A 24,067-nucleotide genomic window follows, 5' to 3' on the forward strand; every position below is an offset into this window, starting at 1 on the left:
GTTGCGTGAAGGTGGCCTTGCTGCAATACGGGTGGGGCGGACTCGGGCGGTCAGCGCGCCGCGGTCCAGCGGCGCTCCAGGTGCGCGCGGCCCTGCTCGGTGAGCGGGCCGTGCAGCCGCAGGCGGGCCATGCCGCCGTCGGGGTGGATGTCCAGGCGTACCGCCGTGGTGGGGCGGGGGTCGGCGAGCACGAAGCGGTGCCGGGTGTCGGGGCGCAGCGGTACCCGGGGCAGCAGGTCGAACCACTCCCCCGCCCCCGTGCGGCCGCGCAGCGTCGCCCACCCGGGCGCGTTGTGCAGGAACCAGCTCGTGTCCAGCTCGGCGACGGCGATCGTGCCCTCGGCGGCGAGCGCGAGCTCCACCCAGTCGTTGCCGTCGTCGCGGCGCCGGGCGGTCTCCCAGCCCTCCCCCATCGAGCGGGCGGGCCCGGGCAGCAGCAGGTTGTTCGGCGAGCTGTAGAACAGGTTCGAGCAGCCGGTGACGACGCCGCCGTTCTCCAGCGCCACCAGGTCGACGGTGCCGAGCGCGTCGAGCAGCGCCGGGTCCGGCAGCGCCTCGCCGTGCACCCGCAGCCGCGCGACGCCGCCGTCGGGGAAGATCCGCAACCGGACGTGCGTGACCCGCCGGGTGCTCTGCACGGCGAACGCGTTCTCGGTGTCGCCCGTGATCGCCGTGCGCGGGAGCAGGGGCTCCCACGCGGCGCCGGTCAGGTCGTCGACCGACGGGTTCCCGTCGAGCGCGACGCCGTCGACCGCCGCCTCCGGCGGGTAGTTGCCGGTGAACCAGGACGTGTCGACGACGACGCCGTGCACGATCCCCGGCGCGCCGAGCCGGACGACGGCCTCGTCGTGGCCCGCCTCCCGGCGGCGGCGGGTCTCCCAGCCGTCGTAGACCTTGCCCTTGGGCCCGAACGAGCCCGGGTCGAACACGGCCGGCCCGGGGGTGATCAGGTTCTCGCGGACGGCGAACGCCTCGTCGTTGGCGTGCACGACCGAGCCGCCGAGGTTGCGCACGGCGAGATCGGGCAGCCTGCGGAACTCGTTCACGACTCTCCTCGGGTGAGCAGGCGGCCGCGGGGCGGGCCGTCGTCGACCGGGGCGCCGCGCAGCCAGGTCGCGCGGACCCGGCCGTGCAGCTCGCGCCCGGCGTAGGGGGTGATCGGGTGGCGGTGGTGCAGCGCGCCGACGGTGAACGCCTCGTCCGGGGCCAGCACGACGAGGTCGGCGTCGCCGCCCGCCGCGATCCGGCCCTTGCGGGTCATCCCGACCAGCGCGGCGGGCCGCTCGGCCATCCACCGCACCACCTCGGCGAGGTCGTGGCCGCGGCGGCGGGCCTCGGTCCACACCACCGGCAGGCTCAGCTGCAGCGACGCGATCCCGCCCCAGGCGGCGCCGAAGTCGCCGCTGTCGAGCTCCTTCAACTCCGGCGTGCACGGCGAGTGGTCGCTGACCACCAGGTCGACGGTGCCGTCGGCGAGGCCCGCCCACAGCGCGTCGCGGTTGGCCGACCCGCGCACCGGCGGGCAGCACTTGAACCGGGTGTCGCCGTCGGGCACCTCCTCGGCGGTGAGCGCGAGGTAGTGCGGGCAGGTCTCGACGCTCACCCGCACGCCCGCGGCCCGCGCCGCCGCGAGCTGCGGCAGCGACCCGGCCGAGGACAGGTGCACCACGTGCACCCGCGCCCCGGTCTCCCCGGCGAGCCGCAGCAGCAGCGCGATGGCGGAGTCCTCCGACGCACCGGGGCGCGACGCCACGAAGTCGGCGTAGCGGCGCCCGGACGCGGCCGTGACCAGCGCCCCGTCCTCGGCGTGCGCGATCAGCAGCCCGTCGAACGCGGCGACCTCGCGCAGCGCGGGTCCCGGGTCGAGCAGCGGCGGGAACTCGGGCACGCCGGAGTCGATGAGGAAGGCCTTGACGCCGAACACGCCCGCGTCGTGCAGCGCCCGCAGGTCGCCGGTGTTGCCCGGGACGGCCCCGCCCCAGAACCCGACGTCGACGGCGCACCGGCCGTCGGCGGCCTTCCGCTTGACCTCCAGCGCGTCGACGTCGACGGTCGGCGGCAGGGAGTTCAGCGGCATGTCGACGATCGTGGTGACCCCGCCCGCCGCCGCGGCGCGGGTGGCGGTCGCGAAGCCCTCCCACTCGGTGCGGCCCGGCTCGTTGACGTGCACGTGCGTGTCGACCAGCCCGGGGATCAGCACCTCGTCGGCGGCGAGGACGACCTCACGGGCCCCGGCGACGGCGGCGTCGCGCGGCAGCACCGCGGCGATCCGCTCCCCCTCGACGACCACGGCGGCCGCCCGCTGCACGCCGTCGACCACGGCCCGGTCGGCCCGGAACACGATCACGGCTGCCCCCGGTACGCGCGCCAGCTCGCCAGCGCCGAGATGTCGGTCAGCTCCGCGGCGCCGTGCGCGCGGCGCAGGACCATCGCCAGCGATCCCGACCCGTCGGCCAGCTCCACCACGCCCAGCTCCAGGCCGTCGGGCTCGCCGGGGAGCAGGACCTCGCGCAGCCGGTCGTAGGACAGGTCGTAGACCTCGCCGTGCACCGCGGCCCCGCCCGCGCCGACGTCCTCCAGCGCGGGGTAGCGGCCGCCGACGGCGTGGAACCGGTAGCGCGGCGCGGTCGTGGTGGTCGCGACCAGCGGGGCGTCGCCGACGAGGTGGTGGTCGGCGCCGCCGGCCATGGCGGTGCCGTTGAGGAACATGAGGGGCACGGTCGCTCCTTGTCGGGGTCGTGCGCGGGTCGGGGGGTCGTGCGCGGGTCGGGGGGTCGTGCGCGGAAGGGGTGGCCGGGGCGAACCCTTCCGCACACGGGCGGTGGCGTCAGCCGCAGAGGTGCTCGGGCCGCACGGGGACGCGCCGGACGGGCCGGCCGGTCGCCGCGCGGATCGCCGCCGCCACCGCGGGCCCGCTGCTGATCGTCGGCGGCTCGCCGACCCCGCGCACGCCGTAGGGGGCGTGCGGGTCGGCGTACTCGAGCACCGCGATCCGCATCGGGGGCATGTCGAGGATCGTGGGGATCAGGTAGTCGGTGAACGACGGGTTCCGCACGTGGCCGTCGGTCACGACGATCTCCTCCATCAGCGCCAGGCCCATCCCCTGGGCGCTGCCGCCCTGGATCTGGCCGATCACGGCGTCCGGGTTGATCGCCTTGCCGACGTCCTGCGCGGTGTCCAGCGCCACGACCTTGACCAGCCCCAGCTCGACGTCCACGTCGACCACGGCCCGGTGCGCGGAGAACGCGTACTGCACGTGCGCGTCGCCCTGCCCGGTCTCCGGGTCGATCGCCCGGGTCGGCCGGTGCCGCCACTCGACGGTCTCCTCGACGGCGTCGTCGCCGAGCACCTCGGCCAGCGACGCGACCACCTCCCCCTGCGCCGACACGATCTTGTCGCCGTCCAGGCGGCAGCCGGGCACGTCGACCCGGGCCAGCACCGACGCGCGCACGGCCTCGCAGGCGGCCTTGACCGCGCCGCCGGTGACGTAGGTCTGCCGTGACGCCGACGTGGAGCCGCCGGACCCGACCGTGGTGTCCTTGGGGTGCACCACGACCCGCTCGACGCCCAGCTCGGTGCGGCAGATCTGCTGCTCCACGGTGATCAGGCCCTGCCCGACCTCCGCCGCCGCGGTGTGCACGGTGACCACCGGCTCGCCGCCGGTCAGCTCCAGGCGGACGCGCGCGGTCGAGTAGTCGTCGAAGCCCTCGGAGAACCCGACGTTCTTGTAGGTCACCGCGTAGCCGATCCCCCGCACGACGCCCTCGCCGTGGGTGGTGTTGGCGACCCCGCCGGGGAGGTCGCGCAGGTCGGCCTCGGCCTCCCGCTCCGGGGGCAGCGGCATGTCGCGGACGATCCGGACCAGCTCGGCCACCGGCGCCGCGGAGTCGATCAGCTGCCCGGTGATGTTGTGGTCGCCCTCGCGCATCCCGTTGAGCGCGCGGATCTCGACCCGGTCGACGCCCACGGCGTCCGCGAGCTCGTCCATCAGGGCCTCGTGGGCGAACGCGGCCTGCACGCAGCCGAAGCCGCGCATCGCCCCGCACGGCGGGTTGTTCGTGTACACGCCGCGGGCGTCGACGTGCACGCTCGGGAAGTTGTAGGGGCCCATGCCCAGCGTGCCGCCGTTGCCGACGACCGCCCCGGTCGACGAGGCGTACGCACCGCCGTCGAACAGGATGTCGGCCCGGCCGTAGACCAGCGTGCCGTCCGGCTGCGCGCCGAACTCGTAGCGCAGCCACGCCGGGTGGCGGTGGACGTGGCCGTGGAAGGACTCGTCGCGGGCGTAGCTCATCTTCACCGGCTTCCCGGTGCGCAGAGCGAGGAGGCAGGCGTGGACGTGGACCGAGAGGTCCTCGCGCCCGCCGAACGCCCCGCCGACGCCGGCCAGGGTGAGCCGCACCTGCTCGGGCGGCAGCCCGAGCACGCGGCAGATCTGGGACTGGTCGACGTGCAGCCACTGCGTGGCGACGAACAGGTCGACGCCGCCGTCGCCGTCGGGCACGGCCAGCCCGGACTCGGGGCCCAGGAACGCCTGGTCCTGCATGCCGACCTCGAAGTCCAGCGCCACCACGACGGGTGCGGTGGGGGCGGGGTCGCCGCGGCGGATCTGCATCGCCCGGACCAGGTTGCCGCCGGGGTGCACCTGCGGAGCGTCGTCGTCGAGGGCGCGGCGGGGATCGGTGACGGCGGGCAGCACCTCGTAGTCGACGACGATCCGCTTCGCCGCGCGCCGCGCGGTCTCCGGGTGGTCGGCGGCGACCAGCGCCACCGGCTCGCCCTCGTAGCGGACGACGCCGGTCGCCAGGGCCGGGGTGTCGAGGTGCTCCAGACCCACGGCGTTGACGCCGGGCACGTCGTCGGCGGTGAGCACCGCGGACACGCCGGGCACGGCCCGTGCGGCCGCGGTGTCGATCGAGCGGATGCGGGCGTGCGGGTGCGGGCTGCGCAGCGTGACGCCCCAGACCATGTCGTCGTGCCACAGGTCCGAGGCGTAGGCGAACTGGCCGGTGACCTTGAGGTCGGCGTCGGGGCGGACCGGCGAGTCGCCGATCCGGCCGGCGACGCCGGTCTGCGTGCTGGTCATGCCTTCTCCAACAGGGTGCGGTGGACGCGTGCGCACTCGCGGGCGAGCGCGTCGGTGTCGACGGTGAGGACGCGGTCGCGCTCGACGACCGGGCGGCCGTCGACGAGCAGCAGCTCCAGGGGCGGCGGTGAGCCGAGGACGAGCGCGGCCACCGGGTCGGCGACGTCGGCGTGCGCGAGCCCGTCGATGCGCCACAGGGCGAGGTCGGCGAGCTTGCCGACCTCGATCGAGCCGATCTCGTCGGCGCGGCCGAGGACGGCGGCCCCGCCGAGGGTGCCCAGCTCCAGTGCGTCGCGGACGGTGAGCGCGGTGGGCCCGCCGACGGCGCGGGCGAACAGCAGCGCATGCCGCAGCTCCTCCAGCAGGCTGCCGGCCTCGTTGCTGGCCGCGCCGTCGACGCCGAGCCCGACGCGGGCGCCGGCGTCGCGCAGGTCGCGGGTGCGGGCGATGCCGGCCCCGAGGCGCGCGTTGGACGACGGGCAGTGCGCCACGCCGGTGGACGAGTCGCCGATCTTCTTCACCGCGGAGTCGTCGAGGTGGATCGCGTGGGCGAACCAGACGTCGTCGCCGGTCCAGCCCAGCGACTCGACGTACTCCAGCGGCGAGCAGCCGAAGCGCTCCCGGCAGAAGTCCTCCTCGTCGAGGGTCTCGGCGAGGTGGGTGTGCAGCCGGACGCCGAGCTCCCTGGCCAGCACCGCGGACTCGCGCATGAGGTCCCCGGTCACCGAGAACGGCGAGCAGGGGGCCAGGGCCACCCGCAGCATCGAGCCCGGCGACGGGTCGTGCCAGCGGTCCACGGCCTCCCGGGACGCGGCGAGGATCGCGTCGCGCGACTCGACGACGTGGTCGGGCGGCAGGCCGCCGTCGCGGCGGCCCAGGTCCATCGAGCCGCGCGTCGTGTGGAACCGCAGCCCCACCTCGGCGGCCGCGCGGATCTCGGCCCCGAGGACGTCGCCGCCCTCACGGGGGAACACGTAGTGGTGGTCGCTGCTGGTGGTGCAGCCGGTGAGCGCGAGCTGCGCCAGCGCTCCGCTCGCGCCGGTGTGCACGGCGTGCTCGTCGATGCCGGCCCACACCGGGTAGAGCGTGGTCAGCCACTCGAAGAGCGTGTGGTCGACGGCCAGCCCGCGGGTGACCCACTGGTAGAGGTGGTTGTGGGTGTTGACGAGACCGGGGGTGAGCAGGCAGCCGCGGCCGTCCACCACCCGTGCGCGGAAACGCTCGCCCTGGCCCGCCTCTCCGCGCACGAGGGCCTCCGGCGCGGGGCCGGGGCCGACGGCGGTGATCCGGTTGCCCTCGACGACGACGTGCCCGCCGGGGAACTCCTCGCCGGTGACGGTGACGACGTGCGCACCCTCGATGATCGTGGTCGGGCCGTCGGTGCTCACTGCGCCGTCGGTGCTCACTGCGCCGCCTGACGCACGGCGTCCAGGATCTTCTCGTAGCCGGTGCAGCGGCAGAGGTTCCCGGCCAGCGCCTCGCGGATCTCCGGGTCGCTCGGCGCGGGGTTGCGCTCCAGCAGGTCGTGGGTGGAGACGACCAGGCCGGGGGTGCAGAAGCCGCACTGCACGGCGCCGCACGCGACGAACGCCTGCTGCACCGGGTGCAGCTCGCCGTCGTCGGCCAGCCCCTCGACGGTGGTGACCGAGCGGCCCTGCGCCTGCCCGGCCGCGACCAGGCAGGAGCACACCGGCACGCCGTCGAGGTAGACGGTGCACGAGCCGCACTCCCCCTGCTCGCACGCGTTCTTGGAGCCGGGCAGCCCCATCCGCTCGCGCAGGGCGTGCAGCAGGCTCTCGCCCTCCCACACGTCGTCGACGGCGTGCTCGGTCCCGTTGACGGTCAGCTCGATCCTCATGCGGCGCTCCGGTAGTCGGTCCAGGCCCACGTGGCCGCGCGGCGCGCCATCACGGACAGGGTGTGCAGGCGGTAGGCGGCGGTGCCGCGGACGTCGTCGATGGGGGCGGCGGCGTCGCGCACCCGGCGGCCGAACTCGACCGCGAGCCCCTCGGGCAGCTCGCCGCGCGACTCCCACAGCCCCGCGGCCTCCAGCTCCCCGGCCAGGTACTCCCCCGCCGCGACGGCGCGGCGCGGGGTGGGCGCGGCGCTGCCGATCCCGGTGCCGACGGCCCGGCGGTCGGGGTGCAGCGCCAGCCCGAAGGCCGACACCGCGATCACCATCGCGTTGCGGGTGCCGATCTTGCTGAACTGCTGCGGCCCGGCCGGCGGGGTGATCCACACGGCGGCGATCAGCTCGTCGGGGGCGAGCGCGTTGCGCTTGACGCCGGTGAAGAACTCGGCGACCGGCACCGTCCGGCTGCCGCGCACCGACGCCACCTCGACCTCGGCGTCGGCGGCGAGCAGCGCCGGATGGCTGTCACCCGCGGGCGAGGCCGCACCGAGGTTGCCGCCGACGGTGCCGCGGTTGCGGATCTGCGGCGAGCCGACCGTCCGCGCCGCCATCGCCAGCCCGGGCAGCGTCGCGCCCAGCTCGTCGATGACGCGGGCGTAGGTGACGCCCGCGCCGAGCCGGATGCGACCCCCCTCGGGTGCCCACTCGCGCAGCTCGGGCACGCGGGTGAGGTCGAGCAGGGCGGGCGGCCTGCGGTGGTCGAAGTTGATCTCGACCATGACGTCGGTGCCGCCCGCGACGGGCAGCGCGTCGGGATGCTCCGCCTTCGCCGCGAGCGCGTCGGCCCAGGTGGTGGGCGCCAGGAAGTCCATGCGACGAGTACAGCCCGCCGCGGGCGTCGGCAGAAGTCGCCGCCGTGACGAATCGACGGCCCGCGCACGCCGTCGGAGTTGTACGTTCCTCCAATGCTGCTGCGCGAGCTCGTCGGGCACCCCGCCCTGGGGCTGCGCCTGCTGCACGGCGACGACGCCGCGCTCGACCGGCCGGTCCGCTGGATCTACACCACGGACCTGATCGACCCCGCCCGCTACCTCTCCGGCGGCGAGCTGGTCATCAGCGGCCTGATGTGGCGGCGCGGGCCGGCCGACAGCGAGCGGTTCGTCGCGGTCCTCGCCGCGTCGGGCACCGCCGCGCTCGCCGCGGGCACCGCGGTGTTCGGCACGATCCCCGACGACCTCGTCGACGCCTGCCGCCGCCACGACGTCCCGCTGGTCGAGGTGCCCGAGGAGACCTCGTTCTCGGCGGTCACCGAGCTCGTCGTCGGCGCGCTGTCGGCGGCGCGCGGCGACCGGCTCGCGCACACGGTCGGCCGCCAGCGCCGGCTGCTGTCGGCCGTCGCGGGCGGGATGGGCCTCGACGAGCTGGTGGCGCAGGTGTCGGCGTCGACGGGGCTGGTGTGCCGGGTGCTGAGCGCGACCGGGCGCGGGATCGTGCCCGGCCCGCGGGCCCTGTCCGATCCCGAGCTGGACCGGATCGCCGCCACCTTCCTCACCGCCGTGCGGCTGCCGGCCGTCGTCGGCGGCGGGGCGCACTCGGTGTTCCCGGTCGGGCCGGCGTCCGAGCAGCGCTCGACGTCGTGGTTCGTCGCCGTCGAGGGCGCGTTCCCGACCTGGGACGCCGAGGCCACCGAGGCCGTCGACGAGCTGGTCGCGATCGCCGCGCTGGACCGCGCGCGGCGCGGCGAGGGCCTGCGGGTCGCCCGCGACATCGCCGACGACGCCGTCGCCCTCATCGCCGACGGCGCCGGGAACCGCCCCGAGACCGCCACCCGGCTGCGCCAGGCCGGGCTGGACCCCACGGCCCCGCTGACGGTGGCGGTGGCGGGCTTCGTCGACCGGCCCGACCGCCTGGAGATCGCGCGCGCGATGCTCGTCGACGCCGCCTCCCACGGGACCTCCGGCGCGCCCGCCGTCGGCGTGCGCGACGGGCTGGCCGTCGCGCTGCTGCCCGGTGACGCCGACGCCCTGCGCGTCGCGCTGACCCGGCTGGAGCCCGGGCTGGGCCCCGAGCGGCTGACCGTCGGGGTGAGCCGGCCGTCGGAGCCGGGGGCGCTGGCCGGTGCCCTGCAGGAGGCCCGGCACGCCCGTGACCAGGCCGAGCACCGGCCGGGGGCGCTGCACGTCGTGACCGGAGCCGACGTCACCTCGCACGTCGCGCTGCTGGCCACCGTGCCCGACCAGGTCCGCCGCGCGTTCGCCACCCGCGTGCTCGACCCGGTGCTCGCCTACGACGCCCGCAACGACGCGGGCCTGCTGGAGACGCTCGAGGCCTTCCTGGACTGCTCCGGATCGTGGAGCCGGGCGGCCGAGCGGCTGCACCTGCACGTCAACACGGTGCGCTACCGCATCGGGCGCGTCGAGGAGCTCACCGGCCGCGACCTCGGCGTGTTCGCCGACCGCGTCGACGTGTTCCTGGCCCTGCGCTCCCGCTGACGGTGGACACTGGGAACACCGACGCGACGGGAGGACCGGGGATGAGCACCGCCGGCCGCGTGCCCGCCACCGCCCTGCCCGCCGCGCTCCGGGAGCCGGACCGGCCGGTGTCCCCCGGATGGGTCGCCCGGCTCTCGCTCAACCTCGTCGGGATGTGGATCGCCTGGTACGCCCCGCTGCAGGTGCTGCTCGGGCTGCACGCCGCCGCGCTCGCGCCGGAGGGCAAGGAGCTCGTGTTCGGGGTCGCCACCGCCGTCGGCGGCCTGTGCTCGCTGGTGGCGAACCCGCTGGTCGGGGCGCTGTCGGACCGGACGACCTCGCGGTGGGGTCGCCGGGTGCCGTGGATCGTCGGGGGGAGCCTGCTGGCCGCCGCCGGTTTCGTGCTGCTGTCGGTCGCGTCCACCGTCGCGCTCTACGTGGCGGGGTGGTGCGTCGTCCAGATCGGGCTGAACACCATGCTCGGCGCGCTGACCGCGTTCCTGCCCGACCAGGTCCCGGCCGTCCAGCGCGCCACCGTCGGCGGGGTCGTCGCGATGGCCACCACGGTCGGGATCCTGGCGGGCACCGGGCTGGCCGCCGCGTTCGGGACCGGCCGGCCGACGCTGGCCTACCTGGCGTGCGCGGCGGTGATGCTGCTGTGCACCGTCCCCCACATGGCGCGCAGCGGCGACGCCCGGCTGCCGGTGCAGTGGCGCCCGGCGGGCGGGCTGCGGGTGATCCTGCGCGGCTACTGGATCAGCCCGCGGCGCCACCCGGACTTCGCCTGGGCCTGGCTGTCCCGGCTGCTGATCAACTTCGGCAACGGGGCCGGCGCGGTCTACCTGCTGTTCTACCTGCAGGACGGCGTCGGCTACCCGGACCCGGCCGGGGGCGTCCTGGTCCTCACCACGATCTACGCCGCCCTCGTCGTCGCGACCGCGGTGCTCGGGGGGCGCCTGTCGGACCGGACGGGGCGGCGCCGGGTCTTCGTCGTGTGGTCCGGCACCGGCATCGCCGCCGCGCTGTTCGCCCTCGGCTTCCAGACCTGGACGGCGGCGGTGGTCGGCGCGTGCCTGCTCGGCGTCTCGTTCGGCGTCTACACCTCGGTCGACCTGGCGCTGGTCACCGAGGTGCTGCCGGCCGCGGCCGACCGGGCCAAGGACCTCGGCATCGTCACCGTCACCTCGACGCTGGCCGGTGTGCTGACGCCGCTGTTCGCCGCGCTGCTGGTGACCGGCCCCGGCGGCTACCCGGCGCTCTACGTCGGCAGCGGGCTGCTGGCCCTCGCCGGGGCGGCGGCCGTGACGCGGATCCGCGGGGTGCGGTGAGGCCCCGGCCGGGCGCGGGTCACCCCCGCGTCACCGTCGCCTCGATCAGGCCGTAGGGGCGGTCGGCCGCGTAGAACACCTCGTTGCGGTTCTCCAGGCCGAACGGGGCGAGGTCGACGACGAAGTGGTGCCGGTTGGGCGCGGACAGGCTGATCGACGCGATCGACGGGTGCGCCTCCAGCACCCCCCGGCCCATCTCCCACAGCGTCTGCTGCAGCGCCAGCGAGTGCACCGTAGCGAAGCGCTCCAGCAGGATCCGCCGGACGTCCGCCCAGGTCCCGTCCCAGTCGACGTCGGTGCCGGTGTAGGTCCACGTCGCCACCAGCGACGTCGACATGATCCGGTCGTGCGTGGGTGCCAGCGTCGTGTACTCGTCGACGAGGAACCCGGCGAACTCCGAGCCGGTCGACTTGAGCAGCACCAGGTCGCGCAGCCCCGACACCACCTCGGCCCCGTCGCCGTCGACCGTCACGACGGTGGTCCGGACCTCCGACCCCCGCCGGACCCAGGTGTGGTCGTGGCCGGCCCCGTCGACCGGCACCCGCTCCCACCCGTACTCCTCGACCGCGATCCGCGCGCCCCGCACCGGGGCCACGTCGTCGACGAAGTGCCGGGCCAGCGCGAGGGCGTAGTCCTCGATCTCCCCCAGCCCGTGCGACTTCGCGAACGCGTAGCAGGTGTTCTTCTGCGTGTCGGTCGGCAGCACGTCGGACTGGTCGCCGGCGAGGTGGGCGGCGGTGAAGTCCCCGCGCAGCGCGGTGGACACGGTGACGTCGCGCAGCTCGTGGCGGTCGGTCTCGCGGTGGATCCGGACGAGCCGGTTCTCCGCCTTCCCGTACTGGTTGGCTCCCAGGACGATGGACCCGGAGTGGTCGGACACGGTGTCAGCTCCCGCGGTAGGTGGAGTAGGCGAACGGGGACAGCAGCAGCGGCACGTGGTGGTGCCGGCCGGGTTCGGTGACGGTGAACGCCACGGTCACCTCGGGGTAGAACCCGTGCTGCCCGGTGGCGGCGAAGTATCCACCGGTGTCGAAGACGAGGGCGTGGGTGCCCGCGGCGGGGTCGGGGAGGCGGGCGCGGCCGTCGGCGTCGGTCACCGCGTCGGCCAGCACCGCGCTCCCCCGGGTCAGCCGCACGGCCATCCCGGCCGCGGGCCGGCCCGAGACGGCGTCGAGGACGTGGGTCGACAGGCTCACGCCGCCTCCCCCGTGACGAGCCGGGTCAGCCGGATCCGGTTGATCGCGGCCAGCTCGGCGAGCGCGACGGCCCGCTCGGTGGCGGCGTCGTTCCCCAGCCGGGCGTGCAGGGCGGCCAGCAGGTCCTCGGCGCTGCGGCCCGATGCGCACACCAGGTAGACGTGCCCGAACCGCTCCTCGTAGGCGCGGTTGCCCGCCGCCAGCGCGTCGAGCACGTCGGCGGCGGCCGCGGACACCGCGCTCTGCTCGTGCCGCGACCGGCCGCCCGCCGCGCGGTCGCCGATGCGGGGGTGCCCGGCCATGGCGGGGTCGAGGTCGGCGTCGGTCAGGGCGGCGTCGGCGGCGCGGAGCAGGTCGTCGAGCGCGGCGTAGGGCCCGCCCGCGGCGACCCGGGCCGCCCAGCCGGGCGCGGCGCAGACCTCCAGCAGCTCGGCCTCGGACGGGTTCACCGGTCCCCCCGGAACGCGCGGGCCCGCGCGCTGGCGATCGGGTTCGCGTCGGCGACGAGGTCGGCGAACCGGTGGCCCGCCACCTTCGCGATCTCGATCAGCGCCGCCGCGTGCTCCTGGGCCGGCGAGTTCTCCAGCCGCCGCCAGCCGTCGCGCAGGATGTGCTCGCGGGTGGAGGCGTCGCGGACGCAGACGATCAGCGGGATCCCGAAGCGCTCCCGGTAGGCCGCGGCGAGCGCGGCGAACTCCTCGCGGTCGGCCTCGGTGAGCCGGGTCAGGCCCGCCGTCGACTGGTCGCGCGCGGAGTCCTCGCCCTCCTCGCCGTCGGCGACGCGGTCGCCGCCGAGGTCGGGGTAGTGCGCCATCAACTCCCGCTGCTCCTCGCGCGGGGCGGAGAACAGCGCCTCCTGGAACGCGGTGCGCAGCGCGCCGGTGTCGGCGAAGGGCCTGCGGTCGTAGGCGCTCGCGACGACGTCGCCCGACCCCTGGAACAGCCGGCCGAACACGGCGACGAACTCCGCCCGCCCCATCCGGTTGACGTCGGCGAGCCGCACGCTCGCCCCGGGGGTGCCCGCCACGGCCGGGCCCCGGCCGCCGATGTGGTGGAACACGACGTTGAGCACGATCGCGGCGATGCTGCCCAGCGTGATGCCGGAACCGAAGACGATCTGCGCCCACGGCGGCACGGCGGTCGCGACGTCGGGCTGCGCGGTCACGAACATCGCCAGCCCCACGCTCGACCCGACGATGACGACGTTGCGGTGGTCGTGGAAGTCGACCCGCGACAGGGTCTGGATGCCGACCACCGCGACCGTCGCGAACATCGCCAGCGCGGCGCCGCCCAGTACGGGGTGCGGGATGCCCGCGACGACCGCGCCCGCCTTGGGCACCAGCCCGATCAGGATCATGATCACGCCGGCCGCGGCGACGACGTAGCGGCTCTTCACCCGCGTCAGCCGGACGAGCCCGACGTTCTCGGCGAAGCACGTGTACGGGAAGGAGTTGAACACGCCGCCGATGGTGGTCGCGAGACCGTCGGCGCGCAGCGCGCGGGCCACGTCGTCCTTGCCGACGCGCTTGTCGACGATCTCGCCGGTCGCGAAGACGTCACCGGTGGTCTCGACGGCCGTGATCAGCATGACGACGATCATCGACACGATCGCGGCGGCGCTGAACTGGGGCCACCCGAAGTAGAACGGGGTGGTCACCCCGATCCAGGACGAGTCGCCCACGGCGTCGAAGGTGGCGTCGCCCAGGCCCCACGCCACGAGGGTGCCCAGCACCAGGCCGACGAGCACCGCGACCGTCGCCATGAACCCGCGGAAGATCCGCTGGATGGCGACGATGACGAGCAGCGTGCCCAGGGCGTACGCGAGGTTGCGCAGGTTCCCCGGCTGCGGGTCCGAGCCGCCGCCGACGGCGTCGAGCGCGGCCACCGGGAGCAGCGCCAGGCCGATGATGAGGATGACCGACCCGGTGACGACGGGCGGGAAGAACCGGATCAGCCTGGAGAAGAACGGGGCGATGAGGAACGTCGCGAGCCCGGCGACGATCACCGCCCCGTAGATGACGAGCAGCCCGTCGGTGCCCCCGCCTGCCGCCAGGCCGATGGCGATCATCGGGGAGACCGCCGTGAACGTCACGCCCTGCAGCAGCGGCAGCCGCACCCCGACCTTCCAGAACCCGACGCTCTGGACGATCGAGGCGATGCCGCAGGTGAACAGGTCGGCGTTGATCAGGTGGATCAGCTGGCGCTCGTCCAGCCCGATCGCCCCGGCCAGCAGGATGGGGACGATCACCGCGCCGGCGTAGAACGCGAGCACGTGCTGGAAGCCGTAGACGGCGAGCTTGCCCGCGGGCAGCACCTCGTCGACCGGGTGGACCCGGCGGGCGGGCCGGGAGGGGGGTTTCGTTCCGCGCACGGGGACACCTCGCAGGGGGCTGGATGAGATCCGCCTCACGATGACCGCCGGGCACCGGGCCGGGACACCCACAGAACCGACGAACAGCGCCGGGCCGGCCGCGCCGCCCGTTGTGCGATCCACCAGCCGCCGCGGGCCGGGCCGACGGGTACGCTCCCCGGCGTGCGGACCACGGCATCGGCCCAGCGGACACCGACCCGATGAGCGGGCTCTTCGCTCTCCTCGACGACGTCGCCGCCCTCGTGCGGCTCACCGCGGCGTCGCTCGACGACATCGCGGGTGCGGCCGGCCGCGCGGGCGTCAAGGCGGCCGGGGTCGTCGTCGACGACGCGGCGGTGACCCCGCGGTACGTGCAGGGGCTGGAGCCCAAGCGCGAGCTGTCGATCATCGGGCGGATCGCGAAGGGCTCGCTGCGCAACAAGCTGCTGTTCATCCTCCCGGCGGCGCTGCTGCTGAGCCAGTTCGCCCCGTGGCTGCTCACCCCGATCCTCATGCTGGGCGGGGCGTACCTCTGCTACGAGGGCGCGGAGAAGATCTGGGAGCTGCTCTCCGGGCACCACCCCTCGCCGGAGGAGACGCAGGAGTCGAAGGAGACCGATCCCGCCGCCCACGAGAAGACGGTCGTCTCGGGCGCGGTCCGGACCGACTTCATCCTGTCCGCGGAGATCATGGTCATCGCGCTCAACGAGGTCGCGTCGGAGGGCATCTGGTCCCGCGCCGCGATCCTGCTGGTGGTGGCCGTGGCCATCACGATCCTCGTCTACGGCGTGGTCGCGCTGATCGTCAAGATGGACGACGTGGGCCTGGTGCTCGCGAAGCGCGACTCCGCGCCGGTGGCCGGGCTGGGCCGCGGCCTGGTCCGCGCGATGCCGATCGTGCTCTCGGTGCTGTCCACCGTGGGGATCGCGGCGATGCTGTGGGTCGGCGGGCACATCCTGCTGGTGGGGATCGACGAGCTCGGTTTCCACCCGCTCTACGACGCCGTGCACCACGTGGAGGTGCTCGTGCACGACGCCACGGGCGCGCTCGGCGGGTTCCTCGGCTGGCTCACCAACACCGTCTTCTCGGCGATCCTCGGAGCCGTCGTGGGGGCCGTCATCGTGGCGGTCCTGCACCTGCTCCCGAAGCGGACCGCCGGCGCCGCGCACGCCTGACCCCCGCCGCCGTGCGCGGCGGCCGGTTCAGCGGCGCGGGATGGACCGGAGCTCCACCTTCGCGGGCGGCTCGGCCGAGGCCTGCGGGTCCCGGACCTGCTCGCCGTCGACGAGGACCCAGCCGCCCATGATGTGCTCGATCGCCCGGTCCGGCGCGATCCCGGACTGGATCAGACGGTCCAGCACGGTCCGCTCGGCGAGGGCGGTGCTGCTGCGTGACGTGTCCATCGGATGCTCACCTCGGTGTTCGGAGGAACTCGGTCGGACCCACTCTCGTCCCCGCGCCGCCCCCCGGGCACGGTCGAAGGTCCCGGATCCGGGCGCCGGGCGGCCCGCGGGGGCCCTCCCACCGGCCGTGGCGCGCCCGGCCGCCCCGGCACAGGCTGGGCCCATGACGGAGGATCGCGCGCCCCTCGGGGTGCTGGTGGCGGCGGTGGAGCGCGCCCTGCGGGCGCCGTCGGTCCACAACACCCAGCCCTGGCGGTGGCGGCTCGACGACGGCCGCGTCGAGCTGCACGGCGACCCGGTGCGCCACCTCGTCGCCACCGACCCCGACCGGCGCGACCTCGTCCTGAGCTGCGGCGCCGCGCTGCACCACCTCGGGGTCGCGCTCGCCGCGGCGGGCTGGTCGGCCCGGACGCGGCGGCTGCCCGCCCCGGGCGACCGCTGGCACCTCGCGACGGTGTCGGCGCACGCCCCGGGCCCCGGACGCGGTCGATCGCCTGCCCCGGCCGCGGCCGCGCTGAGCCGCGCGATCGAGGAGCGGCGGACCGACCGGCGCCCGTTCGGGCCCGAGCAGGTGCCGCGGTGGGCCCTCGACCGGCTCGTCGCCGCCGCGACCGCCTGCGGCGCGCTGCTGGTGCCCGTCACCGAGCCCGGTGCCCGGCTCCGGCTCGACGAGGCGCTGGCCGACGCCGGGGCGCGCCAGCGGTTCGCACCCGGCTACGCCGCCGAGCTGACGATCTGGAGCCACCGGTGGACCGCGGCCCGTGACGGCGTCCCGGCCTCGGCACGGACGGTCCGGGGCACCGATCCCGACCTGCGGAGCTTCCCCCGCGGGCAGCTCACCGACACCCGCGCGCCGCGGGCCGCGGACGACGCCTCCGTCCTGCTCGTCCTCACCACCACCGGCGACGGGGTGCTCGACCACCTGCTGGCCGGCGAGGCCACCAGCGCCGTCCTGCTCACCGCGACGAGCCTCGGGCTCGCGACCACCCCGCTGAGCCAGTCCCAGGAGGTCGCGGCCGTGCGGGAGCGCCTGGCGGCCCAGGTCCTGCGCTCCCCCGACCACCCCCAGCTGGTCATCCGGGCCGGGTACCCGGGACCCGCGGCGCGGCCGCTCGAGGCGACCCCGCGCCGCGCGCTCGAGTCCGTCCTGCTCCGGACCTGACCGGCGGGCCGTTCAGCCCTACCGGATCGGGCCCATCGGCGGGCCCTGTCGCACCGGCGCCCCGGTACCGTCGGCCGCACCGACGACGAGGAGCAGACGACCGTGCCCATCTCCGTGTTCCTGCTCGACGACCACGAGATCGTCCGACGCGGCATCGCGCAGCTGCTGGAGACCGAGGACGACATCGCCGTCGTCGGCGAGGCCGGTACCGCCGCGCAGGCGCTGGCCCGCATCCCGGCGCTGCGCCCGGACGTCGCCATCCTCGACGTGCGGCTCCCCGACGGGGAGGGCGTCTCCGTCTGCCGGGAGGTGCGCTCCGCCGTCGTCCCGCCACCCGCCTGCCTGATGCTCACCTCCTACTCCGACGACGAGGCGCTGTTCGGCGCGATCATGGCCGGTGCGGCCGGCTACCTGCTCAAGCAGGTCGCCGGCATCGACCTGGTCGGGGCGGTGCGCACGGTCGCGGCGGGCGGGTCGCTGCTGGACCCGCGGGCCACCGCCACCGTCCTGGAGCGGCTGCGCGCCGGGGACGCCCCGACCGACCCGCGCTACGAGTCGCTCAGCCCGCAGGAGCGCCGGATCCTGCAGCTCATCTCCGAGGGCCTCACCAACCGCCAGATCGGCGCGGAGATGTACCTGGCGGAGAAGACCGTCAAGAACTACGTGTCCTCGCTGCTGCACAAGCTCGGCTTCGCCCGGCGCACCGAGGCGGCCGTGTACGCGGCCGACCTGCGCCGCACGCAGCGCTGACCCTCACAGGGGCACCCGCCAGCTCAGCCGCGTGCCCCCGCCGGCGGCCGGGGCCACGGTGCACTCGCCGCCGCGGTCGCGGGCCCGCTGCTCCAGGTTGCGCAGCCCGCTGCGGGCGGCGGTGGGGTCGATCCCCACGCCGTCGTCCACGACGTCGATGCGCAGGTCCTCCCCCGCCTCGACGGTGACCGTCACCGCCGACGCCGCGGCGTGCCGGACCACGTTGCTCACCGCCTCCCGCACGACGGCCTCGGCGTGCGCCCCCAGGTCGGCGGGGACCAGCGCGTCGATCGGGCCGGAGATGCGCAGCGACGGAGTGATCCCGGACCCGGCCGCCGCCTCGGCCGCGGTGTCGAGGAGCCGCCTGGCGACGCCGGCGGCCGGGCCGTCCCCTGCGGTGTGCAGGTCGAAGATGGCGGTGCGGATCTCCCGGACCGTCGTGTCCAGCTCGTCCACGACGTGCGCCAGCCGGTCGCGCAGATCCGGATCCGCCGTGCGCCGCAGCGTCCCCTGCACCTGCATGCCGGTGGCGAACAGCCGCTGGATGACGTGGTCGTGCAGGTCGCGGGCGATCCGGTCCCGGTCGGCGAAGACGTCGAGCTGGCGCAGCGCGCGGTTCCGGTCCCCCAGCTCCATCGCCAGCACGGCCTGCTCGGCGAACGAGGTGAGCAGCGGCACCTCCCCGGGCAGGAACCCGGGCCCGCCGTGGCGGCGCAGCGCGACCAGCACCCCGGTGACCGCCTCCTGGGACCGCAGCGGCACGGCCATCGTCGGGCCGTGGCCCGCCATCCCGTCCAGCAGCGGGCCCGCGGACGGGGCGAGCACCGGTGCCCGGCTCTCGAGCACCTCGTGCAGGAGCGGGTCGTCGACCCCGATGCGGCGTCCGAGCAGGTCGGCGAGGTCGCCGCCGCACTGGCCGCGGACCACGAGGTCACCGCCGTCCGGGTCCGGGCCGAGCACGATCAGGACGGCGTCGGAGCCGGTGAGCTCGAGCGTCCGCCGGGCGATCAGCCGCAGCGCGTCCTGCTCCGTCGCCCCGGACAGCAGCTCGCTGCGGATCTCCGCCGACGCCTCCAGCCAGTGCTGGCGCAGCCGGGTCTGCTCGAACAGGTCGGCGTTCTGCACGGCGATGCCCGCGGCGGCGGCGAGCGCCCGCACCACCGCCTCGTCCGCGGCGGTGAACTCGCCCCCGCCGATCTTCTCGGTGAGGTAGAGGTTGCCGTACACCGCGTCGCGCACCCGGACCGGTACGCCCAGGAACGAGCGCATCGGCGGATGGTTCGGCGGGAAGCCGACCGACGCCTCGTGCCGGCCGAGGTCGGCCAGCCGCAGGGGCCGCGGGTCCGCGATGAGCTGCCCGAGCAGGCCCCTGCCCTCCGGCAGCGGCCCCATCGACGCGCGCGTCTGCTCGTCCAGCCCCACGTGCAGGAACCGCGACAGTCCCCCGCCGGCACCGAGCACGCCCAGGGCCCCGTAGCGGGCGTCCACCAGGTCGACCGCGGACTGCACGATCCGGCGCAGGGTCGCGTCGAGCTCCAGCCCCTCACCGACCGCCACCACCGCGTCGAGCAGCCCCTGCATCCGGTCCCGGGTGGAGGCCATCTCCGCGAGCCGGTCCTGGACCTCCCGCAGCAGCTCGTCCAGGCGCAGCCCGGACAGCAGGTGCGACGTCGTCGGAGGGAGGTGCTCGGCCTGCTCCTGGTCCGCCATCTGGGCCTTCCGGTCGGTGCCCCCCGGTCGCTGCCTCCCGGTCGTCGCCCGCCGGGTCCGCCCACGCTCCCGACGCCGCTGCAGGGTACCCCCGGTCCCGACGCGTCAGCGCGTCCAGTCCGAGCACGGCTCCGGCCCGGGGCGGCCCAGCAGGAAGCCCTGCCCGAGCAGCCCCGCGGGCAGGGCGTCGAGCTGACGGCGGGACTCGATCCCCTCCACGACGCACCCCAGGCCGAGCTCCTCCGACAGCCGCGCGATCGCCGCGACGATGGTGGCGCTGGCCGGGTCGCTCGCCATCCCCGCCGTGAACGACCGGTCGATCTTGACGACCGTGACGGGGAGCGCCACCAGGTAGGACAGGCTCGCGTAGCCGGTGCCGAAGTCGTCGATCGCGATGCCGACGCCGGACTCGTGCAGCTCCGCGAGCTGGCGGATCGCCGAGGACCCCGCCGCGAGCAGCACCGACTCGGTGAGCTCGAGGGTGAGGTCGCCCGGCCGCAGACCGTGCTGGTCCAGTGCCCGGCCGATCGTCGTGGCGATGTCGCCGTGCTGCACCTGCCGGGCGCTGAGGTTCACCGACATCCACGCCCGCTCCCGCGGGAACCGGGCGCGGCGGCGCACCAGCGCGGCGAGCGCGGCGTCGAGCACGGCCGCCCCCAGCGCGGTGATCAGCCCGGTGCTCTCGGCGACCTCGACGAAGACCGCCGGGTCGACGGACCCGCCGCGGGCGTCGCACAGCCGGGCCAGCGCCTCGAAACCCACCACGGCGCCGGTGTCCAGGTCGTGCACCGGCTGGTAGTCGACCGAGAGGGCGGCCGCCCCCGTCCCGGCCAGCGCGGAGCGGAGCAGGTGCTCGATCCGGCCGCGCTCGACGAGGTCGGCGCGGAGCAGGTCGTCGAACACCTCGACGCGGTTGCGTCCGCGCTCCTTCGCCCGGTACATCGCGATGTCGGCGTCGCGCAGCACGTCCTCGGCCGCCCGACCCGGCACCGCGGCGATCATGCCGATGCTCACCGACACCGAGTGGGCGGTGGGGCCGTACCGGACCGGCTCGGACAGCTCCTCGCGGATCCGGTCGGCGAGCTGCTCCGCCACCTGCCGGGGCGTGCCGCTGCGCCCGGGACCGGCCCGCGGCGCCTCGATCACGACCACGAACTCGTCGCCCCCCACCCGGGCCACGGTCTCGGACCCGCGCACCACCGCCCGCAACCGGTGCGCGACCTCGACCAGCACGGCGTCGCCCGCGGCGTGGCCCTCGGTGTCGTTGACGCGCTTGAACCCGTCGAGGTCGCAGCGGCGGCCCGCAGGGAGTCGTTCTCGGCCTGCGTCGCCTCGGCGTGGGCGACGGCCTCGGCCCGCCGTCGTTCGGCGAGCTCGAGCGCGGTGCGGAGCTCCTCCTCGCGGGCGGCGCGGGCGCGGAGGAGGGCGTCGACGCGGCCGCGGTCGTAGCCGCGCAGCACGACCGGGAGGTCCGCCGCGGCACGGGTGGGCGCCCCGGCCCGCTGCGCGGCCGCCGGTGCGGCCCCTCCGTGGAAGCGGGCGCCGGTGCGGCCGAGCGACGGGTCGGCGGGTGCCGCGGGACCGGGCCCCGCGGCCACCGGGTGGGGCCCGTCCGCCCGCTGCGGCGCCACGCGCGCGGCGTGGCGGCTCGTCGGCGCGGGGAGGGAGGGTGTCGTGGTCATCCGGGCTGCTCCTCGGGGCGGGGCGGGACGGGTCGGGACGGCCGGGGCGGGCCGTCCGGAACGGGTCGGGCACGGGCCCGCGGGGGTCCGGACCCGTCGCGGATCGGACGACCGCTCGACCGTGGGTGGACGGACGGCACGGTCATTCGGCGAGGGAACGGCCCGGGGGGACCCCGAACCGGGCCCGGTAGCGGGCGGCGAAGCGGCCGTGGTGGGCGAAGCCCCACCGCGCGGCGATCCGGGCGACGGTGACCCCGGTCGTGGGGTCGGCGGCGACGAGGTCGCAGTGGGCCCGGCCGAGCCGCACCTCCGTCAGGTACTGGACGGGTGTCGTCCCGAGGTGGCGCCGGAACGCCACCTGCAGCGCCCGGGGGCTCACGCGGGCGGCCCCGGCGATGTCGACGAGGCCGATCGGCTCCCCCGCCTGCTCGTCGATGTAGGCCAGCGCGCGGCGGACCGCGTTCGCCCCGACCTCCCCCGCCGTCTCCGGCGCGACGGACGTGGCGGAGTTCGGGAACGTCTCCAGTGCGGCGGCGGCCAGCAACCGCAGGGCCTGGGCGCGGACCAGGGGGCTGTCGGCGGCCGAGGGGTTGCCCAGCACCTCCCGGTGCAGGTAGCGCACGAGCCCGCGCCAGTGCCGCGCGTGCTCGGCCGACACCGCCGCGGCCTGCGTGAACCGCACCGTCGCCGGGGCGGCGGGGCCGAAGATCTCGGCCGCGACGCGGTCCACCACGGACTGGTCCAGCCGCACGAGGCCGGCCCGGAAGTCCTCCCACTCCACCGTCATCCGCCCCGACGGCGCGAACAGGATGACCTCCCCCGGGGCGGGGCGCAGCTCGTCGTGGCCGCTGCGGACCCGCAACCGGCCACCGACCATCTGGCCGACCAGCAGGAATCCCAGCGAGTCCACCCGGACGCTGCAGGCCATGCTGTGGTGGTAGCGCGCGACCCCGAACGCCCCGGCGTCGGCGAGCTCGTGCCGGAAGCGGAACCGCTCCGGGCTCCCGCTCAGCCGCACGGTGTGGTCGGCGTAGGCGGCGCGGATGTGGTCGTGCGCCTCCTCCGGGTCCGCCGTCGACAGGCTCATCCGGCGGATGCCGCCGGCCGAGCCGTTCAGGACGCACCCACGACGGCCGCGCGCGGACCGGCCGGGAGGCGGGTCGGCCGCTGCACCGCGGCACGGTCGACGGCGCCTGCGACCGCCGTCGTCGCCGCGCTGCCGCTGCGCGGCGTGCCGGTGACGTCGAGCATCGCGCGCGAGCTCTCTCCGGACATCGACGAACCGCTCCTCCCACGGCCGGACTCGACCCTCACTCGCCGAGGGCGTCCTCGACGTTACTCATCCCTGGAGAAGTTGCACTCACACGCGAATCGGGCGAATCGTCGTCCCACAGGGGTGGACCGGACCGCGGCCGTTCGCACCCGGGAGTCGGGACTTCCGGCCCTGCCGGCGGCCCGCCACGGCGCTGATCGTGGTGCGCTCGGGGCGCACCGGGCGGCCCGCGAGCGGAGGTCCGGATGATGCCGCGCCGGCGACGATGACCGCGTCGCGGTCCGGGTGGGGGCCCCACCCGGTGGTGGCCGCCCAGCGGGCGCACCGCGCCGCCCACCTGCAGCTGCGGGTGGCCGACGGCATCACGGCGTTCGCCGGGTCGATGCCGTTCGTCTACCTGCACACGGCGGTGTTCGCCGTCTGGATGCTGCTCGTCGAGTCCAGCCCGTGGCCGACCCTGACCCTGGTCGTGTCGCTCGAGGCGATCTTCCTCTCGACGTTCGTCATGATCGGCCAGAACCGGCAGGCGGCGTTCCAGCAGGCCAAGGCCACGCACGACTTCGTCGAACAGGAGCTCGAGCTGAGGACCAACACCGACATCACCCGGGCGATCCACGTCCTCACCGCGGAGCTGCACCGCCGCCTGCTCGACGACCGGCCGACCCCGTCGGAGGAGCCGTTCGCCCGTATCGGAACGGCGGCGCCCACGGAACCGTCGGGGGACGCCGCTGCGGGTCGCAACGGACCGAACCCGGGGGTGCCACGACCATGACCGACCTCACCTCGACGCTCGGACTCACCGCCGAGCAGGTGGAGCACGTCCTCGAGACCGCGGGGCGGGCGCCGTCCCTGCACAACGCGCAGCCGTGGCGCTTCCGGCTGCGGACCGACGTCATCGAGCTGTACGCCGACCCGGAACGCCGCCTCCCGGTGGTCGACCCCGACGACCGGGAGCAGCGGATCGCCTGCGGGGCCGCGTTGTTCACCCTGTGCCTGGCCCTGCACGGCCACGGGATCCGCCCGATCGTCACGCTGTTCCCCGACCCGGCCCGGCCGGACCTCGTCGCCGCGGTCCGCCACGGCGGCACCCGGCCGGCCACGCCGGAGGAGCAGCGCCTGCTGCGGGCGGTCCCGCTGCGGCGCACCAACCGCCATCCCTTCACCGACGCCGCCGTCACCCCGCAGGAGCTGCACGCCCTGCGCCGCGCCGCCCTCGACGAGGGCGCGTGGCTGCACGTCGTCGACGACCCGGACCAGCGCGCCCGGATCCGGCGGCTCGCCGCGCTCGCCCACGAGCGGCAGATCGCCGATCCCGCGTTCACCGCCGAGCTGCGCAGCTGGACCGGGACCGCGCCGGACCGCCGCGACGGCGTCCCCGCCGCGTCCGGGGGACCCCAGCCCGCGCCCCAGGACCGCTGGGTCATGCGGGACTTCACCGCGGGCACCGCCCCCGAGCGCGTCCCGGGCAAGGACTTCGAGCAGGACCCGGTCATCGCCGTCCTCACCTCCCACCTGACCGGGCGGCGGGCCGAGGTGCAGGCCGGGCAGGCGCTGCAGCGGGTCCTGCTCGCGGCGACGGTCGAGGGGCTGGCCGCGTCCTTCCTGTCCCAGATCGTCGAGGTGCCCGGCCCCCGCGACCAGCTGCGCATGCTCATCGGCTCCACCCGGCCCCCGCAGGTCGTCCTGCGCATCGGGCACGGCTGGCCGGTCGCGGCCACGCCCCGGCTCGCCGTCTCCGACCTGGTCGTCGCCGAGCCGTCGCACCTGACCTGAGACCGGCCGGCCCCGTGATCACGACGGGACC

At 75.7% G+C, this 24,067-nt stretch carries 24 protein-coding genes; 7 read left to right on the forward strand and 17 right to left on the reverse strand.

The features are described 5' to 3' along the window. Positions 1-50: 50 nt before the first annotated feature. From alc to H6H00_RS24920, 7 genes are all read right to left on the reverse strand, one after another. Complete coding sequence (gene alc, locus H6H00_RS24890; protein WP_185718102.1) at positions 51-1,046, reverse strand: allantoicase; 996 nt, start codon at positions 1,044-1,046, stop codon at positions 51-53. Continuing rightward, positions 1,043-2,347: an allantoinase AllB gene (gene allB, locus H6H00_RS24895; RefSeq protein WP_185718103.1), complete on the reverse strand. Its 1,305-nt coding sequence runs from the start codon at positions 2,345-2,347 to the stop codon at positions 1,043-1,045. Before allB ends, alc begins: the two co-directional genes overlap by 4 nt. Next, positions 2,344-2,709, reverse strand: a complete 366-nt coding sequence (locus H6H00_RS24900) for an allophanate hydrolase-related protein (protein WP_379540008.1) — start codon at positions 2,707-2,709, stop codon at positions 2,344-2,346. The genes allB and H6H00_RS24900 overlap by 4 nt, the downstream gene beginning before the upstream one ends. A 118-nt stretch (positions 2,710-2,827) precedes the next feature. Next, positions 2,828-5,086, reverse strand: coding sequence for a xanthine dehydrogenase subunit D (gene pucD, locus H6H00_RS24905; RefSeq protein WP_185718105.1), 2,259 nt, complete (start codon positions 5,084-5,086; stop codon positions 2,828-2,830). Further along, positions 5,083-6,474 (reverse strand): 8-oxoguanine deaminase, encoded by a 1,392-nt coding sequence (locus H6H00_RS24910; RefSeq protein WP_185718106.1) that lies wholly within the window; start codon positions 6,472-6,474, stop codon positions 5,083-5,085. The genes pucD and H6H00_RS24910 overlap by 4 nt, the downstream gene beginning before the upstream one ends. 14 nt (positions 6,475-6,488) lie before the next feature. Continuing rightward, positions 6,489-6,944: a (2Fe-2S)-binding protein gene (locus H6H00_RS24915; RefSeq protein ID WP_185718107.1), complete on the reverse strand. Its 456-nt coding sequence runs from the start codon at positions 6,942-6,944 to the stop codon at positions 6,489-6,491. After that, the gene (locus tag H6H00_RS24920) at positions 6,941-7,810 is read right to left on the reverse strand and encodes an FAD binding domain-containing protein (RefSeq protein WP_185718108.1); all 870 of its coding nucleotides are present in this window, start codon (positions 7,808-7,810) and stop codon (positions 6,941-6,943) included. Before H6H00_RS24920 ends, H6H00_RS24915 begins: the two co-directional genes overlap by 4 nt. 93 nt (positions 7,811-7,903) lie before the next feature. Here H6H00_RS24920 and H6H00_RS24925 point away from each other — a divergent pair, with 93 nt between their 5' ends. Both H6H00_RS24925 and H6H00_RS24930 read left to right on the forward strand, forming a co-directional pair. Further along, positions 7,904-9,430 carry a PucR family transcriptional regulator gene (locus tag H6H00_RS24925; protein ID WP_185718109.1) on the forward strand — a complete coding sequence of 509 codons (1,527 nt, stop codon included), beginning with the start codon at positions 7,904-7,906 and terminating at the stop codon, positions 9,428-9,430. A gap of 41 nt (positions 9,431-9,471) precedes the next feature. Then, positions 9,472-10,737, forward strand: a complete 1,266-nt coding sequence (locus H6H00_RS24930; protein WP_185718110.1) for an MFS transporter — start codon at positions 9,472-9,474, stop codon at positions 10,735-10,737. 19 nt (positions 10,738-10,756) lie between these two features. Here H6H00_RS24930 and pucL read toward each other — a convergent pair whose 3' ends face one another. The 4 genes from pucL to uraD (H6H00_RS24950) are packed head-to-tail and all read right to left on the reverse strand — an operon-like array spanning position 10,757 to position 14,304. Continuing rightward, the gene (gene pucL / locus H6H00_RS24935) at positions 10,757-11,617 is read right to left on the reverse strand and encodes a factor-independent urate hydroxylase (protein ID WP_185718111.1); all 861 of its coding nucleotides are present in this window, start codon (positions 11,615-11,617) and stop codon (positions 10,757-10,759) included. 4 nt (positions 11,618-11,621) lie between these two features. Continuing rightward, positions 11,622-11,933 carry a hydroxyisourate hydrolase gene (uraH, locus tag H6H00_RS24940; RefSeq protein ID WP_185718112.1) on the reverse strand — a complete coding sequence of 104 codons (312 nt, stop codon included), beginning with the start codon at positions 11,931-11,933 and terminating at the stop codon, positions 11,622-11,624. Beyond that, positions 11,930-12,382, reverse strand: a complete 453-nt coding sequence (gene uraD / locus H6H00_RS24945; protein ID WP_185718113.1) for a 2-oxo-4-hydroxy-4-carboxy-5-ureidoimidazoline decarboxylase — start codon at positions 12,380-12,382, stop codon at positions 11,930-11,932. Before uraD (H6H00_RS24945) ends, uraH begins: the two co-directional genes overlap by 4 nt. Continuing rightward, entirely contained in the window at positions 12,379-14,304 is a 1,926-nt protein-coding gene (uraD, locus tag H6H00_RS24950) for a 2-oxo-4-hydroxy-4-carboxy-5-ureidoimidazoline decarboxylase (protein ID WP_255425361.1), read from the reverse strand. The genes uraD (H6H00_RS24945) and uraD (H6H00_RS24950) overlap by 4 nt, the downstream gene beginning before the upstream one ends. A 200-nt stretch (positions 14,305-14,504) precedes the next feature. On the opposite strand from uraD (H6H00_RS24950), the gene H6H00_RS24955 reads away from it, so the two are divergent. Next, on the forward strand, positions 14,505-15,458 hold the full coding sequence (locus H6H00_RS24955) for a DUF808 domain-containing protein (RefSeq protein ID WP_185718114.1): 954 nt from the start codon (positions 14,505-14,507) through the stop codon (positions 15,456-15,458). 27 nt (positions 15,459-15,485) lie between these two features. On the opposite strand, the gene H6H00_RS24960 is transcribed toward H6H00_RS24955, so the two are convergent. Next, complete coding sequence (locus H6H00_RS24960; protein WP_185718115.1) at positions 15,486-15,686, reverse strand: hypothetical protein; 201 nt, start codon at positions 15,684-15,686, stop codon at positions 15,486-15,488. A 163-nt stretch (positions 15,687-15,849) separates the two neighbouring features. Between H6H00_RS24960 and H6H00_RS24965 the strand changes: the two genes are divergently transcribed. Further along, positions 15,850-16,848 (forward strand): Acg family FMN-binding oxidoreductase, encoded by a 999-nt coding sequence (locus tag H6H00_RS24965; RefSeq protein ID WP_185718116.1) that lies wholly within the window; start codon positions 15,850-15,852, stop codon positions 16,846-16,848. A 102-nt stretch (positions 16,849-16,950) separates the two neighbouring features. Next, positions 16,951-17,598, forward strand: a complete 648-nt coding sequence (locus tag H6H00_RS24970) for a response regulator (RefSeq protein ID WP_185718117.1) — start codon at positions 16,951-16,953, stop codon at positions 17,596-17,598. Positions 17,599-17,601: 3 nt separating this feature from the next. Here H6H00_RS24970 and H6H00_RS24975 read toward each other — a convergent pair whose 3' ends face one another. The 5 genes from H6H00_RS24975 to H6H00_RS24990 form a co-directional block, all read right to left on the reverse strand. Continuing rightward, entirely contained in the window at positions 17,602-19,308 is a 1,707-nt protein-coding gene (locus H6H00_RS24975; RefSeq protein WP_185718118.1) for a sensor histidine kinase, read from the reverse strand. Positions 19,309-19,413: 105 nt separating this feature from the next. Next, positions 19,414-20,541, reverse strand: a complete 1,128-nt coding sequence (locus H6H00_RS24980; protein ID WP_255425362.1) for a putative bifunctional diguanylate cyclase/phosphodiesterase — start codon at positions 20,539-20,541, stop codon at positions 19,414-19,416. After that, positions 20,451-20,990: a hypothetical protein gene (locus tag H6H00_RS32470; RefSeq protein WP_255425363.1), complete on the reverse strand. Its 540-nt coding sequence runs from the start codon at positions 20,988-20,990 to the stop codon at positions 20,451-20,453. Before H6H00_RS32470 ends, H6H00_RS24980 begins: the two co-directional genes overlap by 91 nt. Positions 20,991-21,132: 142 nt before the next feature. After that, on the reverse strand, positions 21,133-22,077 hold the full coding sequence (locus H6H00_RS24985; RefSeq protein ID WP_185718120.1) for an AraC family transcriptional regulator: 945 nt from the start codon (positions 22,075-22,077) through the stop codon (positions 21,133-21,135). A gap of 26 nt (positions 22,078-22,103) precedes the next feature. Continuing rightward, entirely contained in the window at positions 22,104-22,265 is a 162-nt protein-coding gene (locus H6H00_RS24990) for a hypothetical protein (protein ID WP_185718121.1), read from the reverse strand. Positions 22,266-22,528: 263 nt separating this feature from the next. Between H6H00_RS24990 and H6H00_RS24995 the strand changes: the two genes are divergently transcribed. Together H6H00_RS24995 and H6H00_RS25000 are read left to right on the forward strand one after the other, a co-directional pair. Further along, positions 22,529-23,035, forward strand: a complete 507-nt coding sequence (locus H6H00_RS24995; RefSeq protein WP_185718122.1) for a DUF1003 domain-containing protein — start codon at positions 22,529-22,531, stop codon at positions 23,033-23,035. Beyond that, on the forward strand, positions 23,032-24,036 hold the full coding sequence (locus H6H00_RS25000) for an Acg family FMN-binding oxidoreductase (protein WP_185718123.1): 1,005 nt from the start codon (positions 23,032-23,034) through the stop codon (positions 24,034-24,036). The genes H6H00_RS24995 and H6H00_RS25000 overlap by 4 nt, the downstream gene beginning before the upstream one ends. Positions 24,037-24,067 lie beyond the last annotated feature (31 nt).

The organism is Pseudonocardia petroleophila (assembly GCF_014235185.1).
Taxonomy (GTDB): Bacteria; Actinomycetota; Actinomycetes; order Mycobacteriales; family Pseudonocardiaceae; genus Pseudonocardia; species Pseudonocardia petroleophila.

Coding starts and splice junctions, on each gene's coding strand:
- H6H00_RS24900 (WP_379540008.1), bottom strand. CDS start 2,709: ATGTTCCTCAACGGCACCGCCATGGCCGGCGGCGCCGACCACCACCTC.
- pucD (WP_185718105.1), bottom strand. CDS start 5,086: ATGACCAGCACGCAGACCGGCGTCGCCGGCCGGATCGGCGACTCGCCG.
- H6H00_RS24915 (WP_185718107.1), bottom strand. CDS start 6,944: ATGAGGATCGAGCTGACCGTCAACGGGACCGAGCACGCCGTCGACGAC.
- H6H00_RS24920 (WP_185718108.1), bottom strand. CDS start 7,810: ATGGACTTCCTGGCGCCCACCACCTGGGCCGACGCGCTCGCGGCGAAG.
- H6H00_RS24925 (WP_185718109.1), top strand. CDS start 7,904: ATGCTGCTGCGCGAGCTCGTCGGGCACCCCGCCCTGGGGCTGCGCCTG.
- H6H00_RS24930 (WP_185718110.1), top strand. CDS start 9,472: ATGAGCACCGCCGGCCGCGTGCCCGCCACCGCCCTGCCCGCCGCGCTC.
- H6H00_RS24955 (WP_185718114.1), top strand. CDS start 14,505: ATGAGCGGGCTCTTCGCTCTCCTCGACGACGTCGCCGCCCTCGTGCGG.
- H6H00_RS24960 (WP_185718115.1), bottom strand. CDS start 15,686: ATGGACACGTCACGCAGCAGCACCGCCCTCGCCGAGCGGACCGTGCTG.
- H6H00_RS24965 (WP_185718116.1), top strand. CDS start 15,850: ATGACGGAGGATCGCGCGCCCCTCGGGGTGCTGGTGGCGGCGGTGGAG.
- H6H00_RS24975 (WP_185718118.1), bottom strand. CDS start 19,308: ATGGCGGACCAGGAGCAGGCCGAGCACCTCCCTCCGACGACGTCGCAC.
- H6H00_RS32470 (WP_255425363.1), bottom strand. CDS start 20,990: ATGACCACGACACCCTCCCTCCCCGCGCCGACGAGCCGCCACGCCGCG.
- H6H00_RS24985 (WP_185718120.1), bottom strand. CDS start 22,077: ATGAGCCTGTCGACGGCGGACCCGGAGGAGGCGCACGACCACATCCGC.
- H6H00_RS24990 (WP_185718121.1), bottom strand. CDS start 22,265: ATGTCCGGAGAGAGCTCGCGCGCGATGCTCGACGTCACCGGCACGCCG.
- H6H00_RS24995 (WP_185718122.1), top strand. CDS start 22,529: ATGACCGCGTCGCGGTCCGGGTGGGGGCCCCACCCGGTGGTGGCCGCC.
- H6H00_RS25000 (WP_185718123.1), top strand. CDS start 23,032: ATGACCGACCTCACCTCGACGCTCGGACTCACCGCCGAGCAGGTGGAG.